This window comes from Rhodococcus sp. T9N, assembly GCF_024436645.1.
In the GTDB taxonomy this organism is placed as follows: Bacteria; Actinomycetota; Actinomycetes; order Mycobacteriales; family Mycobacteriaceae; genus Rhodococcus_F; species Rhodococcus_F qingshengii.
Window position 1 is genome coordinate 1 of sequence record NZ_JAMSKS010000032.1, and the last position, 15,412, is coordinate 15,412.

General features: G+C 61.7%; 12 protein-coding genes. 5 read left to right on the forward strand and 7 right to left on the reverse strand.

Annotated features, from left to right (window positions below):
- Positions 1–101 precede the first annotated feature (101 nt).
- Complete coding sequence (locus M1L53_RS31055; protein ID WP_039973363.1) at positions 102–1,088, reverse strand: dipeptidase; 987 nt, start codon at positions 1,086–1,088, stop codon at positions 102–104.
- 233 nt (positions 1,089–1,321) lie between these two features.
- Here M1L53_RS31055 and M1L53_RS31060 point away from each other — a divergent pair, with 233 nt between their 5' ends.
- The 3 genes from M1L53_RS31060 (at position 1,322) to M1L53_RS31070 (ending at position 5,779) form a co-directional block, all read left to right on the forward strand.
- The gene (locus tag M1L53_RS31060; RefSeq protein ID WP_007733735.1) at positions 1,322–2,371 is read left to right on the forward strand and encodes an alpha/beta hydrolase family protein; all 1,050 of its coding nucleotides are present in this window, start codon (positions 1,322–1,324) and stop codon (positions 2,369–2,371) included.
- A 255-nt stretch (positions 2,372–2,626) separates the two neighbouring features.
- The gene (locus M1L53_RS31065; protein WP_007733734.1) at positions 2,627–3,643 is read left to right on the forward strand and encodes an alpha/beta hydrolase family protein; all 1,017 of its coding nucleotides are present in this window, start codon (positions 2,627–2,629) and stop codon (positions 3,641–3,643) included.
- Positions 3,644–3,727: 84 nt separating this feature from the next.
- On the forward strand, positions 3,728–5,779 hold the full coding sequence (locus tag M1L53_RS31070; RefSeq protein ID WP_047268841.1) for a prolyl oligopeptidase family protein: 2,052 nt from the start codon (positions 3,728–3,730) through the stop codon (positions 5,777–5,779).
- A 4-nt stretch (positions 5,780–5,783) separates the two neighbouring features.
- Here the strand turns inward: M1L53_RS31070 and M1L53_RS31075 are convergent, their stop codons facing one another.
- Both M1L53_RS31075 and ppk2 read right to left on the reverse strand, forming a co-directional pair.
- Positions 5,784–6,617: an alpha/beta fold hydrolase gene (locus M1L53_RS31075; RefSeq protein WP_042450422.1), complete on the reverse strand. Its 834-nt coding sequence runs from the start codon at positions 6,615–6,617 to the stop codon at positions 5,784–5,786.
- Between the two features lie 51 nt (positions 6,618–6,668).
- Positions 6,669–7,583 (reverse strand): polyphosphate kinase 2, encoded by a 915-nt coding sequence (gene ppk2, locus M1L53_RS31080; RefSeq protein ID WP_007733731.1) that lies wholly within the window; start codon positions 7,581–7,583, stop codon positions 6,669–6,671.
- A 145-nt stretch (positions 7,584–7,728) separates the two neighbouring features.
- Between ppk2 and M1L53_RS31085 the strand changes: the two genes are divergently transcribed.
- Positions 7,729–7,932: a PspC domain-containing protein gene (locus tag M1L53_RS31085; protein WP_003941534.1), complete on the forward strand. Its 204-nt coding sequence runs from the start codon at positions 7,729–7,731 to the stop codon at positions 7,930–7,932.
- Positions 7,933–8,203: 271 nt separating this feature from the next.
- Here the strand turns inward: M1L53_RS31085 and M1L53_RS31090 are convergent, their stop codons facing one another.
- The 4 genes from M1L53_RS31090 to M1L53_RS31105 form a co-directional block, all read right to left on the reverse strand.
- Positions 8,204–9,649 carry a wax ester/triacylglycerol synthase domain-containing protein gene (locus M1L53_RS31090; protein WP_007733729.1) on the reverse strand — a complete coding sequence of 482 codons (1,446 nt, stop codon included), beginning with the start codon at positions 9,647–9,649 and terminating at the stop codon, positions 8,204–8,206.
- Between the two features lie 282 nt (positions 9,650–9,931).
- Positions 9,932–11,557, reverse strand: a complete 1,626-nt coding sequence (groL, locus tag M1L53_RS31095) for a chaperonin GroEL (protein WP_003941476.1) — start codon at positions 11,555–11,557, stop codon at positions 9,932–9,934.
- A 273-nt stretch (positions 11,558–11,830) separates the two neighbouring features.
- Positions 11,831–12,388, reverse strand: a complete 558-nt coding sequence (locus M1L53_RS31100; protein ID WP_039973364.1) for a DUF6764 family protein — start codon at positions 12,386–12,388, stop codon at positions 11,831–11,833.
- An 80-nt stretch (positions 12,389–12,468) separates the two neighbouring features.
- Positions 12,469–13,254: an HAD-IIA family hydrolase gene (locus M1L53_RS31105; RefSeq protein ID WP_003941506.1), complete on the reverse strand. Its 786-nt coding sequence runs from the start codon at positions 13,252–13,254 to the stop codon at positions 12,469–12,471.
- 82 nt (positions 13,255–13,336) lie between these two features.
- Between M1L53_RS31105 and M1L53_RS31110 the strand changes: the two genes are divergently transcribed.
- Positions 13,337–14,485 carry a CdaR family transcriptional regulator gene (locus M1L53_RS31110; protein WP_007733721.1) on the forward strand — a complete coding sequence of 383 codons (1,149 nt, stop codon included), beginning with the start codon at positions 13,337–13,339 and terminating at the stop codon, positions 14,483–14,485.
- The last annotated feature ends 927 nt before the right edge of the window (positions 14,486–15,412 follow it).

Consider the following 15,412-nt stretch of genomic DNA (forward strand, 5'->3'; position numbering starts at 1 on the left):
CGTACCCACCGGGGCCGGCTCCGAGGACAACGACGTCATAGTGTGAGGTCACGATTCACCAGGGTAGTCCTGCATCGTTTCGCTGTCCCCAGATGGTCGTATTACCCGTCGGTAGCCCACACTTCTCGGGCAACTCGGGCGAAATTTCCGCCGTACACGGCCTCGATCGACGGCTCGTCGAAGCCCCGCTCACGCAATACCTGATCAAGTGTCAGCACCTCCTCCGGAGGAGTCCACTGCAGTGGCCCCCACGCGGTGTACGCCTCGGAGAACGACGACGGGTTCTGCTCGATCTCTTCGCGGAAGTCGTCGGCGTCGAAGGAGAAGTCGGAGCCGATCCCGACATGATCGATGCCGACGAGTCCCACAGCCTCTTCGATGTGGTCGGCCATCGCGGACAGCCGAGCCTGGTCGTCATCCGGTCCGTTGACGCCGAGGAATATGCCGACGCCGTTGATCCCGATGACGCCGCCGGTCTCCGCACACGCCCTGGCCTGATCGTCGGTGATGTTGCGCGGATGCTCCCACAACCTTCGGAGATTCGAGTGGCTGTAGATCATTGCTCGCTGGGTGATAGCTGAGATGTCCAACCCCGTCTGTACCGAACAATGTGAGCCGTCGACCGTCATTCCGACGCGATTCATCTCGGCAACCAGGTCACGGCCGTATCCACTCAACCCCGTGTCCGCCAGGTCCAAGCAGCCACAGCCGGCAGCATTCATGTAGTTGTACGTCGGCAACATCGAGCGGACTCCGAGGTCGCAGAAGTACGAGACGTTGGCCAGGTCTCCCTCCAGCGGATTCGAGTCTTCCAGGTCGAAGGCCAGGGCGATTCCGCCGGACTCCTGAATCTCCACGACGCCGTCGACGCTGAAGACAGGGGTGATCTCCGGGAACTCGACCCGCGCCTGCCACGCGAAACTCTTGGCGATTGCCGTCGAGTCCGCGCGAGTCTGCGGCGAGTAACCGACGTTCACCGAAACGTAACTCCCCGCTGGGCGCTGATATCGGAGAAGATCTTCGACAGACGCGTTCGACTGCAGAGGTAGGCAACAATGTTGTTCCCATAGTGGATATGTCCGGTTCACTCACTAATCCCGTCGATGATCAGGGAAATTCACCTGAAACTGGTCGTACGTTCAGCAAATCTCTGGTTCACTGGCGGATAACGCACCGATGCGGTAGAACTTACAAGACTCACACGCCCTGTACCTATCGACAGAGCATGTACCCAGCATGAATTCCCGTACGGGAACAGCAACAAAGGACCGTTCACTCCTGGGCGGATTCGAAGGAATTTTAGGTGGAGGTTTCTGAACGTATGCGTGCTCGCACTTTCAAGCGTGGCCGTCTGGTCGCCGCTGTAGCCGCAGTATCCGTGCTGCCGATGCTGATCAGCCCTGCAGTGTCGTCCGCAGGCGGAGATCCGTCGACCACCACGGCAACTGTTGCCAAGGCAAACACAACGGGTTCCAAGCTCTCGAGCCGCACGGACAACGGGCGCATCGCCACCATCAAGGTGTACTCCCCTTCCATGGAACGCGATATTCCGCTCGAGGTCATCCTCCCGGCAGACGGCAGCGAACCCCGCCCGACCCTCTACCTGCTCAACGGTGCAGGCGGCGGCGAAGACCGGGCGACGTGGCAGCGTCAGACCGACGTCAACGAGTTCTTCGCTGACAAGAACGTCAACGTCGTCACCCCGCTCGAAGGTGCATTCAGCTACTACACCGACTGGGTGAACGACGACCCGTCCCTCGGCCGTCAGAAGTGGCAGACGTTCCTGACCCAGGAACTCCCGCCCGTCATCGACGCCGAGTTCAACACCAACGGCGTCCAGTCGATCTCCGCGATCTCGATGACCGCGACCTCGGTCCTCAACCTCGCCATCGCAGCTCCGGGCCTCTACAAGGGCGTCGGTGCATACAGCGGATGCGCCGAGACGAGCACACCGGTCGGCCAGTCCTCCATCGAACTGGTTGTGGGCATGCGCGGCGACGCTGACGTGACCAACATGTGGGGCCCCCTCGACGGCCAGGGCTGGATCGACAACGACCCCGTCGTCAACGCCGAGAAGCTCCGCGGCACCGAGCTCTTCATCTCCACCGGCTCCGGACTCCCCGGCCCGCACGACACCCTGAACAACGAGGCGATCAACGGACAGGTCGGCACACTCGCCAACCAGGTGATCGTCGGCGGCGTCATCGAGGCAGCAGTCAACTACTGCACCCACAACCTCGCCTACCGCCTCAACGATCTCAAGATCCCGGCCACCTTCGACTTCAAGCCGACCGGCACCCACTCGTGGGGCTACTGGGAAGACGATCTCCACAACTCCTGGCCGATGCTCGCTCGTTCGATGGGCATCTGACCGAAATCGTTCCGACTCGACCCCGCTCCCTGCACTTCCGGGAGCGGGGTCGAGTGCTTGTCTGGGCCGATTCGGGGGTTAATTCGGGGGTTAATTCCGGGGCCAATTCAATTGTCAGGCAATCGAATCGCGTCACTTTCTGCGCCCGCTCTGCTTTACTGACACATAACAAAAAGTGAACCTGTTCCAGTAAGGGCTCACAGGCACTTCGATCCGTTCCGGATCCGAAGACATTCAGGTGGAGGATCCGAACGTATGCGTGCTCGAATTTTCAAGCGTGGCAGTGTGATCGCAGCTCTCGCAGTGGCCACGGTGCTGCCGATGCTGATCAGTCCGGCGACAGCTTCTGCGGGCGGTGACACGTCCGGATCGCACGTCGTGAGCAACACCAAGACCGGCGACCGCAAGGTCACCATCTCGGTCTTCTCCCCGGCGATGGATCGCAACATCCCGCTCGAGGTCATCCTCCCCGCAGACAACAGCGAACCCCGCCCGACGCTCTACCTGCTCAACGGTGCAGGCGGCGGCGAAGACTCGGCGACCTGGCAACGCAAGACCGACGTCATGAACTTCTTCCAGGACAAGAACGTCAACGTCGTCACTCCACTCGAAGGCGCGTTCAGCTATTACACCGACTGGGTGAACGACGATCCGGTTCTCGGTCGCCAGAAGTGGCAGACGTTCCTGACCAAGGAACTCCCGCCCGTCATCGACGCCGAGTTCAACACCAACAAGGTCCAGTCGATCTCCGCGATCTCCATGACCGCGACCTCGGTCCTCAACCTCGCCATCGCGGCTCCCGGCCTCTACAAGGGCGTCGGGGCGTACAGCGGATGCGCTGAGACCAGCACCCCCGTCGGTCAGAGTGCGATCGAACTTGTCACAGGTACCCGCGGTGGAGCTGACATCACCAACATGTGGGGCCCGCTCGACGGTCAGGGATGGAAGGACAACGATCCGGTCCTCAACGCCGAGAAGCTCCGCGGCACCGAACTCTACGTCTCCACCGGCTCGGGACTCCCCGGCCCACACGACACTCTCGCCAATCCCGCGATCAACGGTCAGGTCGGTGCGCTCGCCAACCAGGCAATCGTCGGCGGCGTCATCGAGGCAGCGGTCAACTACTGCACCCACAACCTCGCCTACCGCCTGAGCGACCTGAAGATCCCGGCCACCTTCGACTTCAAGCCGACCGGCACCCACTCGTGGGGCTACTGGCAGGACGATCTCCACAACTCCTGGCCGATGCTCGCTCACTCCCTGGGCGTCTGACCCGATTCGTTCTCACTCGACCCCGCTCCAGTGTTTCGGGAGCGGGGTCGAGTGCTGTCGGGAGCGAGCAGTAAGAATGGACGTATGACTTCCGATCAGCAGCCCACCACCGGCGACGACCCCTACCTCTGGCTCGAAGACGTGACCGGTGAGTCTGCACTCGATTGGGTCCGTCAGCACAATGCCGTGACCGAGGAGCAGCTCACCGACAACGAGCGCTTCGATCGACTACAGAGCGACGTGCGCGAGATCCTCGATACCGACGCGCGAATCCCCTACGTCCGCCGTCGAGGTGAGTTCCTCTACAACTTCTGGCGCGACAGCACCCACGTTCGCGGATTGTGGCGACGCACGACGTTCGATCAGTACGTCACCGACGACCCGGAATGGGACGTCCTCGTCGACCTCGACGCCCTGGCCGAGGCCGAGGGCGAGAACTGGGTCTGGAAGGGCACGCAACTTCTACGGCCACACCGCAACCGTGCATTGATCAGCCTCTCCCGCGGTGGGGCAGACGCGGCGGTCGTTCGCGAGTTCGACATCGACAAGCGCGAGTTCCTCGCTCCCGAGGGCGAGAATCCCGGCTTCTACCTTCCCGAGGCCAAGACCGACATCGACTGGATCGACATCGACACCGTCTACGTCGGAACGGATATCGGACCGGGGTCGCTCACCGATTCCGGATATCCCCGTCTGGCCCAGCGGTGGAAACGCGGCACTCCCCTCTCCAGCGCCGAGACCGTCTACGAGGGCCAGGCCACGGACGTGGCGATCTCGGCTTCGCACGATCCGACGCCCGGATTCGAACGAGACTTCGTCACTCGCTCGGTCGATTTCTACAACTCTCAGCATTTCGAAGTTCGCCCCGACGGTGAACTGGTGCTCGTGGACGTCCCCGAGGACGCCGGGATCTCGATTCACCACGAGTGGTTGTTGATCCGCACCAAGTCCGTGTGGGCCGTCGAGGACACCGAATATCCGACCGGCGCACTGCTTGCCATCCGTTACGACGATTTCCTTGCCGGCTCACGAGCACTGACATCGATCTTCGAACCCGACGCACATTCCTCGCTCGAGCACTACACCTGGACACGCGATCATCTGATTCTGGTGGTCCTGACCGACGTGCGCACGACGCTGCGAATCCTGACGCCGGGCGAAAACGGCTGGGAGGATCGACCTTTCGAAGGGCTTCCAGAACTGACCAGTATCGAAATTCTCGACACCGACCCTGATGTCAGCAACGAGTACTTCGTCAATTCGAGTGGATACACCTCCCCTGCAACTCTTTTGCACGGCGTGATCGGCGAAACCGAACCCACTGCCCTCAAGCAGGCTCCCTCGTTCTTCGACGCCGAGGGCATCACCACGGAGCAGTTCTTCGCCACCTCTGCCGACGGCACCCAAGTTCCGTACTTCGTGGTGCGCAGTCCGCGTAGCGAGCCCGGCCCTACCCTGCTCTACGGGTACGGCGGATTCGAGATCTCGCTGACACCGTCGTACAGCGGTTCTCTGGGCCGTGCCTGGCTGACGCAGGGCGGAACCTATGTGGTTGCGAACATTCGTGGTGGCGGCGAGTACGGACCCGGTTGGCACACACAGGTTCTCAAGGCCGGGCGCCACAAGGTGCACGAAGACTTCGCTGCCGTCGCGAGAGACCTCGTCGATCGCGGAATCACGACCCCGGATCTTCTGGCAGCTCAGGGCGGTAGCAACGGCGGCCTGCTGATGGGCATCATGCTGACCAAGTACCCCGAGCTCTTCGGCGCCATCGTCTGTCAGGTCCCGCTGCTGGACATGCGCCGATTCCATCTCCTGCTGGCCGGCGCTTCGTGGATGGCCGAATACGGTGACCCCGATGTCCCGGAGGAGTGGGCATTCATCTCGGAGTACTCGCCGTATCAGAACATCGACGCCGCCGCGTCGTACCCACCGATCCTGATCGCGACGTCCACCCGCGACGACCGCGTCCACCCCGCGCATGCCCGCAAGATGGCCGCACGGCTGGAAGAGCTGGGCAAGCCGGTGCTGTATTTCGAGAACATCGAGGGTGGCCACGGCGGCGCCGCGGACAATGCTCAGCTGGCCTTCAAGACTGCGCTGACCTACGAGTTCCTCTGGCAGAAACTCGCCTGATCTTTCAGCGGTCGCGCAACCACGCGACGACGCGCTCGCTCACAGCGGTGGGATTGCGTATCCAACCGTTGTGACCGAGTGGTTCGTCGATGTGCGTCATCGTCACTTGGGCCCCGGAGAGCTTGTCCACCAGGTTCTTTGCCGACCGGCGTGGAGCGAGATCGTCCCCTTCGATCGTGATCGACAGAACCGGCAAGGTCAGGCGAGCGATCCGCTCCTCGTAGTCGATATCCGCACCGACGGGTTCCATGCGACCGGTCCTGGCGAACCGGGCCCAATCGGTGATCAGTACTTTCGACTGTCGACCGAAGCCGCCGACGTTGACCCGGTCTCCCGGCCAGAAGCCGGCAATGTTGGCTGTCACCGACATCGCGGACGAACCCAGATAGAGTCCGGGCGCACGGATTCCGGGGAATCCGCGGTGATACGGCGATCCGGAGGCAACCAGGATCAGTCCGCCGAGCCGGCCCCGAATCCTCGACGCGTACATCACCCCGATCTGGCCGCCCATGCTGTGCCCCATCAGAAATGGTGTGCTGGCCGGGAACCGCTCGCGCACTACCTCGAACGTCGCCGGACAATCGATCGAGACCAGTTCCTGATATCCGAAAGCACTCGACGCGCTCGGGCGCGGTTTGCTGTCACCTTGGCCGCGCAGTTCACCGATGGCCGCGTTGAAGCCGGCTTCGACCAGGGCCTGCGCCACCGGATCGTAGAACCCGGCGGGAACTCCGAGCCCGGGCAACATCACCACCACGGGTGCGTCGTCGTTCGGTCCGGGAAACAGACGGATCGGGGTCACGGTGCCGTCGGGGAGTTGGATCGGTACGGTCTCCATTCAACTCACACTAACCACCCACGCCGCGGATGGGCAGAGCACACGCGCCGACTATTCGAGGCTGCCCACGATCAGCGGATCCGGAGTACCCACGATCTCGTAATCCTTGTTGTCGTAATCGAACTGACTGAGCACGTGACGCATCGCGTTTATCCGCGCGCGTTTCTTGTCGTTGCTCTTGATGACGGTCCACGGAGCGGTGGCGGTATCGGTGAACCGGATCATCTCTTCCTTCGCCGCCGTGTACGCATCCCACTTGTCCAGAGAAGCGATGTCCATCGGCGAAAGCTTCCACTGCCGCACGGGATCGACCTGTCTGATCGCGAACCGCGTGCGCTGCTCCAGCGGTGAAACCGAGAACCAGAACTTGATCAAGCTGATGCCGTCGTCGACGAGCATCTGCTCGAACAACGGCACCTGGCGCAGAAATCGCTCATGCTCCTCGTCGGTGCAGAAACCCATGACCCGCTCGACCCCGGCCCGGTTGTACCAAGATCGATCGAACATCACCAGTTCCCCGGCGGCGGGAAGGTGCTGCACGTAGCGCTGGAAGTACCACTGCGTCGACTCGCGAGCCGACGGCTTCTCCAGCGCGACGACGCGAGCGCCACGAGGATTGAGGTGCTCCATGAATCGTTTGATCGTTCCGCCCTTACCGGCAGCGTCGCGTCCTTCGAACACGATGGCGTGCCGTGCGCCGGTTTCTTTCGACCAGTTCTGCAGCTTGAGGAGTTCGATCTGCAGCAGACGCTTGGACATTTCGTACTCGTCCCGAGGCATCCGTGCGTCGTACGGGTAGCCCTCCCGCCAGGTGTCGACCTCGAAACCGTCCGGCGACGTCAGCAGCACCGGATCGTCGTCGTCATTGTCGTCGACGGTGAAGGCGGCGGTGTCGGCCAGATCGACGGCGGTCGAGAGATCCGCGAAGGCGCTGAGGAACGGTCGGCGTTCTGCTAAATCGGTCACCGCCGACAAGGTAGTCTCCCGCAGCAACCGTTCGGTGAAGCTGGGATGAACTACCGGGGTATGACACGACGGGCTCAAAAGATCAGGGTGCAGATGGGGGTCGTCCCCGATGGTGCCTGATGCGATCTCGCTTCAGAATTGAAGCATGACATTCGAAAGCAACACACCTCGCCCCTTCACCCGTTCCAACGACAAGAAAATGTTCGCCGGAGTGTGCGGCGGAATTGCAGATTACTTCGGCGCCGACGTAAATCTTGTCCGTCTACTCGCCGTTATCGCGGCTATTTGCACGGGTGGAACCGCGGCTTTGGTATATCTCGCCGCCTGGATGCTCATGCCGTTAGGTTGAGAATTCCGGCACTTGACATGGCGAGAATTACGCGCCGACAAAAGGTATTTCGGGGCCTACGCGCCAACACGAGCAGGCCCCGAAATCGACAATCTACTTGGCGGCCTTCAACTCTCCACCGCTGAGCGCAGCGAGGGCCTCGAGACCCTTGACGGCCAGGCCACTGACGCTGCCCAACCAAGATGTTCAGTGGTTCACTTGGGACGAGCAAATGACGCCGATCAGAAAACTCAGGGAACGACAGGCGGCGTAAAGCTGAGGTGTCGAGAGATTATCGTTCGACCAACTCACGATTTTGGTCGGAAACTGCCTGCAGAAGCGCCGTGAACCCCACCCGCAATAATTCGATGTAGTGCTCGATATCTGGCATCGTCTCTCGCGAGACAATGACATTGAGCGTCAGAGAACCTCCACGCGCAGCAATGAGGAAGTGGCGCAGAATGTCTCCGTCGACCGGCGCCTGCCCGCCGAGAACTGCCACCGCCGGCGCACCTTCGAAGACATTGCCGTCGACCGATACCGGGACATTGCTGATCGTCGTGTTCTGAATGACCTTGTGCGAAGGGTCAAGCTTGTTGATCCGACGCGAGAGACCGGTGAGTCTGAGCAGAGCCGCGGGCGACGTTTCGATGCGTGTGCCGTATCGACGGACGGCTGGGTGCAAACTCCGCCCCTTTGCCATCAGCGCCGAATCCCTGATTCGTGTCAGCCGCTCGACCGGATCTTCGACGTCCGTGTGCAGATCGACCGTCAACAGCGCCAGTTGGTTGGCCGATTCCCATTCGGCGATCTGCCGCATCGATCGGGGAACCATCGCCGCCAACCCACTGCCTGATTTCTCGCCCTTCTCCGACAGGTATGCGTCGAGAGCGCCGGCGACGACGGTCAGGAAGATGTCGTTGACCGTCACGTCCGGAACGGCCGCTCGGATCGCTTTGATGTCTGCGCCGTCCAGCGTCAGGAAATCGATCGTGATGTCTCCGCCCAGCATGCCGTTGAATCGGGTCGGCAGGCGGTCGGCCGAGTACGTAGGCAGCTCTCCGGCCTCTTCCGCCTCCCGAACCGTCTCGGCCGCAACCTTTGTCACGGACAGACCCCGGCCGAAACGGATCGCCTGGCCGGGCAAACCCACGACCGTGCGCCCGATCAAATTCAGCGACGAAAGCCCCGAACCGGCACGCTTCGTCTCCGGCTTCGGCGGACCGGAGAACAGAAGGTTGGTCAGATCGCGGATCGCCAGACCGTCACCGGCCCCGTGGTGGGTCTTGAGCATGATCAGCGTCAGATTGCCCGGTAGCTCGTCGATCCCGTGCACTCCGGTCATGACGTGCAACTCCCAGGGCGGCCGGGACAAGTCCATCGGCTCACCGAGCGAGCGCCCGAGCAATTCACGAACCGGCGCCCACCCGGCAACCGGGGCACGATGGACGTGCACGTGATCACCGACGTCGAAATCGGCCGGGACCCAATAGGGATAGTCCAGATCCAGCGGAACTCGCTGGAGTCGACTCGTGAACAGTGGCCAGTATCCGAATCTTTCGGTGATCCACCGAACCGCGTCGTCGTGCGTCATCTCTGCGAGCGGATGGCCCGTCGTGTCGAAGAAGTAGGCGCAGACCATGTGGCTCAGATGTCCGCCGGACTCGTTGTAGACGAACTCCGCGTCTCGCGGCCCCATCTGAGATACCGCGGCTGGCAACGAGTTCCGAAAGATCATGCATGCCCCTCAATTCCGACGCTGAACGAATGTCCGAATTGTAGCGAGCTGACATGCCGATCCTCTGGGTTCTGCTCGGAATCGTTGGGTATCACCGGATCCAGCAATCGGAAAAGGTGCCTGTGATTCCGATCGATCAGGAGGCAACCTCTTGGTTAGGTGAATCCGCAATCTGCATCGCGGCTGCCGCTGCCAAGTCATCGAAACTTGCCTCCCCCGCACGAGCAAAAGCCCGGCCCACCGAATGGTGGGCCGGGCTCTAGGAGCTAGGTGGAGATGGACTCAGAAGTCCATGCCGCCCATGCCGCCGGTCGGATCGCCTGCAGGCGCTCCGGCCTTCTCGGGCTTGTCAGCGACAACGGCTTCGGTCGTCAGGAACAGAGCCGCGATGGACGCTGCGTTCTGCAGTGCCGAGCGGGTGACCTTGACCGGGTCGTTGATGCCTGCAGCGAGCAGGTCGCCGTACTCGTTGGTCGCAGCGTTGAGGCCGTGACCTGCGGGCAGGTTGGAGACCTTGTCCGCAACAACGCCGGGCTCGAGGCCTGCGTTGAATGCGATCTGCTTGAGCGGAGCGGACAGTGCAACGCGAACGATGTTCGCGCCGGTTGCCTCGTCACCTTCGAGCTTGAGGTCGTCCAGTGCGGGAGCTGCCTGGAGAAGTGCAACGCCACCACCGGCGACGATGCCCTCTTCGACGGCTGCCTTTGCGTTACGCACTGCATCTTCGATGCGGTGCTTGCGCTCCTTGAGCTCGACCTCGGTAGCAGCGCCGGCCTTGATGACTGCAACGCCGCCGGCCAGCTTGGCCAGACGTTCCTGCAGCTTCTCACGGTCGTAATCCGAGTCGCTGTTCTCGATCTCGGCGCGGATCTGGCTGACACGACCGGCGATTGCGTCGGCGTCGCCGGCACCCTCGACGATGGTGGTCTCGTCCTTGGTGATGACGACCTTGCGTGCCTGGCCGAGGAGCTCGAGGCCTGCGGTCTCCAAGGAGAGTCCGACCTCTTCGCTGATGACCTCGCCACCGGTGAGGATGGCGATGTCGGCGAGCTGAGCCTTACGACGGTCACCGAAGCCGGGAGCCTTGACGGCAACAGACTTGAAGGTGCCACGGATCTTGTTGACCACGAGGGTGGAGAGAGCTTCGCCCTCGACGTCCTCGGCGATGATCAGGAGCGGCTTGCCGGACTGGATGACCTTCTCCAGCAGGGGCAGCAGGTCCTTGACCGTGGAGATCTTGGAGCTGACGAGCAGGATGTACGCGTCTTCGAGGACGGCTTCCTGACGCTCTGCATCGGTGGCGAAGTACGCCGAGATGTAGCCCTTGTCGAAGCGCATGCCCTCGGTGAGCTCGAGCTGCAGGCCGAAGGTGTTGGACTCCTCGACCGTGATGACGCCTTCCTTGCCGACCTTGTCCATAGCCTCGGCGATGAGCTCACCGATGGACGGGTCGCCGGCGGAAATACCGGCGGTAGCAGCGATCTGCTCCTTGGTGTCGATCTCCTTGGCGGTCTCGAGCAGGCGAGCTGTGACAGCCTCGACAGCCTTCTCGATGCCGCGCTTGAGGCCGAGCGGGTTCGCGCCGGCTGCGACGTTGCGCAGACCTTCACGGACCAGTGCCTGTGCGAGAACGGTAGCGGTGGTGGTGCCGTCGCCAGCGACGTCGTCAGTCTTCTTGGCGACCTCCTTGACGAGCTCGGCGCCGATCTTCTCGTACGGGTCGTCGAGTTCGATCTCCTTGGCGATGGAAACACCATCGTTGGTGATCGTGGGGGCGCCCCACTTCTTTTCGAGAACGACGTTGCGACCCTTGGGGCCCAACGTCACCTTGACAGCGTCGGCGAGGGCGTTGAGGCCTCGCTCGAGGCCACGACGTGCCTCTTCGTCGAACGCGATGATCTTTGCCATTGCGAAGTGATCCTCCGGATAGGGGGTGACACACAAGGTGACCGCTCGTCGGGTCACCTCATCGGCACAAGGCGACCGTTTGACCGGTCACCTCATTACACGGGCGACCGATTTGCCTGGTCACCCATCTACGCCTGTGGTCTAGTCAGTGCCCGCGACGGACGACCGGGGGTGTCTATGGTTCCCGGTCTCACTGCCTCGACCTGGCACTCACGGTTCGCGAGTGCCAACTGCATTTTTAGCACTCGAGCGTGCCGAGTGCAAGGTTGAGCCTCAGCCCGCGATGCAGAACTGTCCGTTACTCAAATTGACCGCGAACGAGAGCACTCCGACGCAGTCGACGCCATTGGCATCGGCTGTAGCGCCCGCCCCGTAACCGGCGATGGCGAAGGTGACATTTCCGTCAGCCGCCCCGGCCCGCGCGATACCGCCGCCGAGCGCGAATGCCTGCGCCTGACCGTTACCGCGAGACGCCCCCAGCGCGGTTCCGAAGCCGTTGGCATATGAATTGGAGTAGCCGTTGTCGGCGGCGACGCTCACTGCCGTACCGCTCTCGGCGGCACCGGCCTGCGCGCGGCCGGCTCCGACGGACTGCGCGCCGCAGCTCGCGGTCTCGGAGACCTGGATGTCATTTGCCGACGGCGGCGAGACACACGCGACGGGCGCCGCGGAAGCAGCTCCCGCACCGGTCAGCGCCAGCCCGGCGGCGAGCCCCATACCTACAGTCATCACAGCCCCTGTTCTCGCCAGGCGGCCCCCCAACCGACTACTGGAAATTCCGCTGACTCGAGAGTATGAGCGACGGAACCAGACTGACGAGATCAAGGGCATAGAAACTCCTTCGTGGAACAAGTTCATTGGATTCGGGCGCGAGAGTACCCGCTCGAGTGAAGTCCGTCACCCCCGCCTGGTCAAGCCTCGAGGACGACCCCGAGAAGGGCCGGGAGATCCGCGACCGAATCGATGACATGATCGGGCTTCTGAACCGAGAGGTCGAGCACTGTTTGCCGAAACTTGCCTGTGCGCACCAGAACTCCGGTCAGGCCGACCCGCTGCGAGGAGAGGACGTCCCCGATCAGATCGTCGCCGACCATCACCGTCGCCTCAGGTTCGACATGCATCAACTCCGTGGCTGTCAGGAACCCCGTGAGAGACGGTTTACCCACTGCGGCGATGTTTACACCCGCCACTTCCTCGAAGCCGGGCAAGTACGTTCCGGTGTCGATCCGAAGGCCGTCTACGGTCTCCCACATCATCCCGCGGTGCATCGCGACGACGGGCACTCCGGCGAGCAATAGTTCGAGCACTCGGCTCAGCGCCTCGTGGGTGAACTCCGGGCCGGCGCCGCCGAGAATCACGACCTCGGGATCGGCGTCGTCGAACTCGATTCCCTCGAGATCGGCGGACACGTCACCGTGATTGAGTACCCACGCCCTCGCGTCCGGGTACGTCGCCCGCACGTACTCCCCCGTGAGCCTGGCGGCAGTAACTATCTGGCTCGCCTCCACCTCGATACCGGCGTCGCACAACCCCTGCGCGATGAGTGTCGAACTGCGCGAGGTGGTGTTGGTCAGAAACCCACAGGCCAATCCGCGCCGCCGAACTTCGCGTACTGCTTCCCCTGCTCCCTCGATCGGCTGCCAGGACGTGAGCAGGACTCCGTCGATATCGAACAGAACACCTTCGATGTCGGCCATTGCACCAGCCTATATTCGCCATCGAGGTCCTGCCGAGGCGTCGAAACCCGAAATCCGTCCATCGCTCAGTAGGCTCCCACCCATGGACCTGCGCGACGACGACCTCTTCTCCGTTGCCGGTTCTCTGGCCGAATTGCTCGGCGCTCCCGTCACGATCGAGGACGAGAACTCGACGGTTCTCGCGTACTCCGGCGGCGAGCAGGCCGTAGACGAAGCTCGCATCGGCACGATCCTCGGTCGGCAGGTACCCAGCCGATTCCGCCAATTACTCTCCGATGCAGGAGTATTCGATCGGCTTCACCGAGAGAGCGATCCCATCTACGTCGACCTCGAAGACCCCGCGATCACGCCGCGACTGGTTATCGCAGTTCGCGAGAACGATCACCCCGTCGGCTCGATCTGGGTCGCACTGGCCGGAACACCGACGCCCACACAGGAATCGATACTTCGTTCCGCGGTATCTGTCGTGGCCGAGAGAATCGCCTCGGAGCGTGACCGGGTCGACAGCACACGTCGTCGCCAATCCCAGCGCGTCCAAGCACTGATCGGCGGTGGCGAACCCGCATTCCGCGCCGCCGACGACTTGCGGTTGGCAGGTCCGCTCACGGTGGTCGCGGTCGGAACCGTCACGGGACCACTGCCGGCGGGGTTGGTCGCCTCCTTGAGCTTGTACCTGGACACTCTGGCCGTCGACGCCGTGATCGCACAGTTGATCGACTCGACGTACCTTGTTGTCGGCGCTGACGAAGCGAACGCCCGCCGACTGTTGGAGGACTTCCTCAGCCGCGCCCGCACACGAGCACAACTTGCCGTTGCGGTGGGCCGCACCGTGAAATCAGCCAGCGAATGCCATTTGTCACGCGCCGACGCCGACCATGTTCTGGGCGCGCTGCGACACAACCGGTCCGGCGGGATTGTCGCGGGTATGAACGACACCTTGGCGTCGGTACTGGCCTTACATGTTGCCGACATATTCGACGGACTGAGCACCGCCACACCTATGCACGCCCTGGAAGGGTACGACCGTCGACATGGAAGCGAACTCGTCGCAACGGCCCACACCTTCCTCGACAAGGGCGGTGATGTCGCGAGTTCCTCCGCAGCATTGCATGTTCACCCCAACACTCTCCGCAATCGATTACGCCGCTGCAAGGAGATGTGCGGGGTTGACCTGAGCGACGCGGACACTCGACTGATCCTGATGCTTCAGTTCAAACTACGAAGTTCCTGAGCCGGCGAAGAAGGTATCGGAGCATCTCCCGTGCCGCTCCACTTTGGGGGGTATTCGACAAAATATCACCCAAAAGTATTAACGACCAGTCCGCCAAAAGTCATAATTACCGGCCACGATTCCCAAAACCCAGCAATTCGGCAATCATCAATCTTGCAATCTGGTTAGCGTTCCGCAAGATCTTCCTCTCACGGCCCAAATAGGCCATTTTGGTTGCCTGACCAGCACAAATGAAACACGTTTCAGTTTGGTTCTACAAATTCCTAGTCAAAGTGGACTTGCTCGAGCTAACCTCATTCCCGTCACGCCACATAAGACCCCGAACGCCACACGGATCTCTTAGCAGAACGATCGCAAGGGTCCGTGCACTAGTCGAACCTGCTCTTTGTGGAATGCAACAAGCATGCGCCGATGTACAAAAAGTCTTCCAGATCTATCGAAAGGATGGAACTTCATATGATCGCAATGTTCCTTCAAGCAACGGCTGCGTTGTTCACCGGATTACTGGACAATGTATGGAGCGGATCCCTAGTGCCCGGCATCGAGGGCGCCACCGGCTCGCTAGCCGGATTAATCGAGACCGGCTCATCGCAACCCTGATCCATTTCAGAACATCACCCAACGACAGGAGTAAACGATGGATCTAGGATCGATGGTGCCTTACCTCAAGGAACCGATAATTTTGCAGATCATTTCATTGCTCGTATACAGAGGCTCCATGGCGTCAGTCGACTTCGACTGGCAACCCCCACTCGGCTGACTTCAACAGAATTTCCTACCGTGATAAAAATCTACCGCAAGGAGCGTTAGCATAGTGGATACAGCAAGTATAATCGACGCAGTCACGAGCATTGATTCGCAATCATTGCTACCCCCGTTCGTTTATGTGCAGGCAATAGTCGACGGCATCTTCAAGTCTATCTCCGC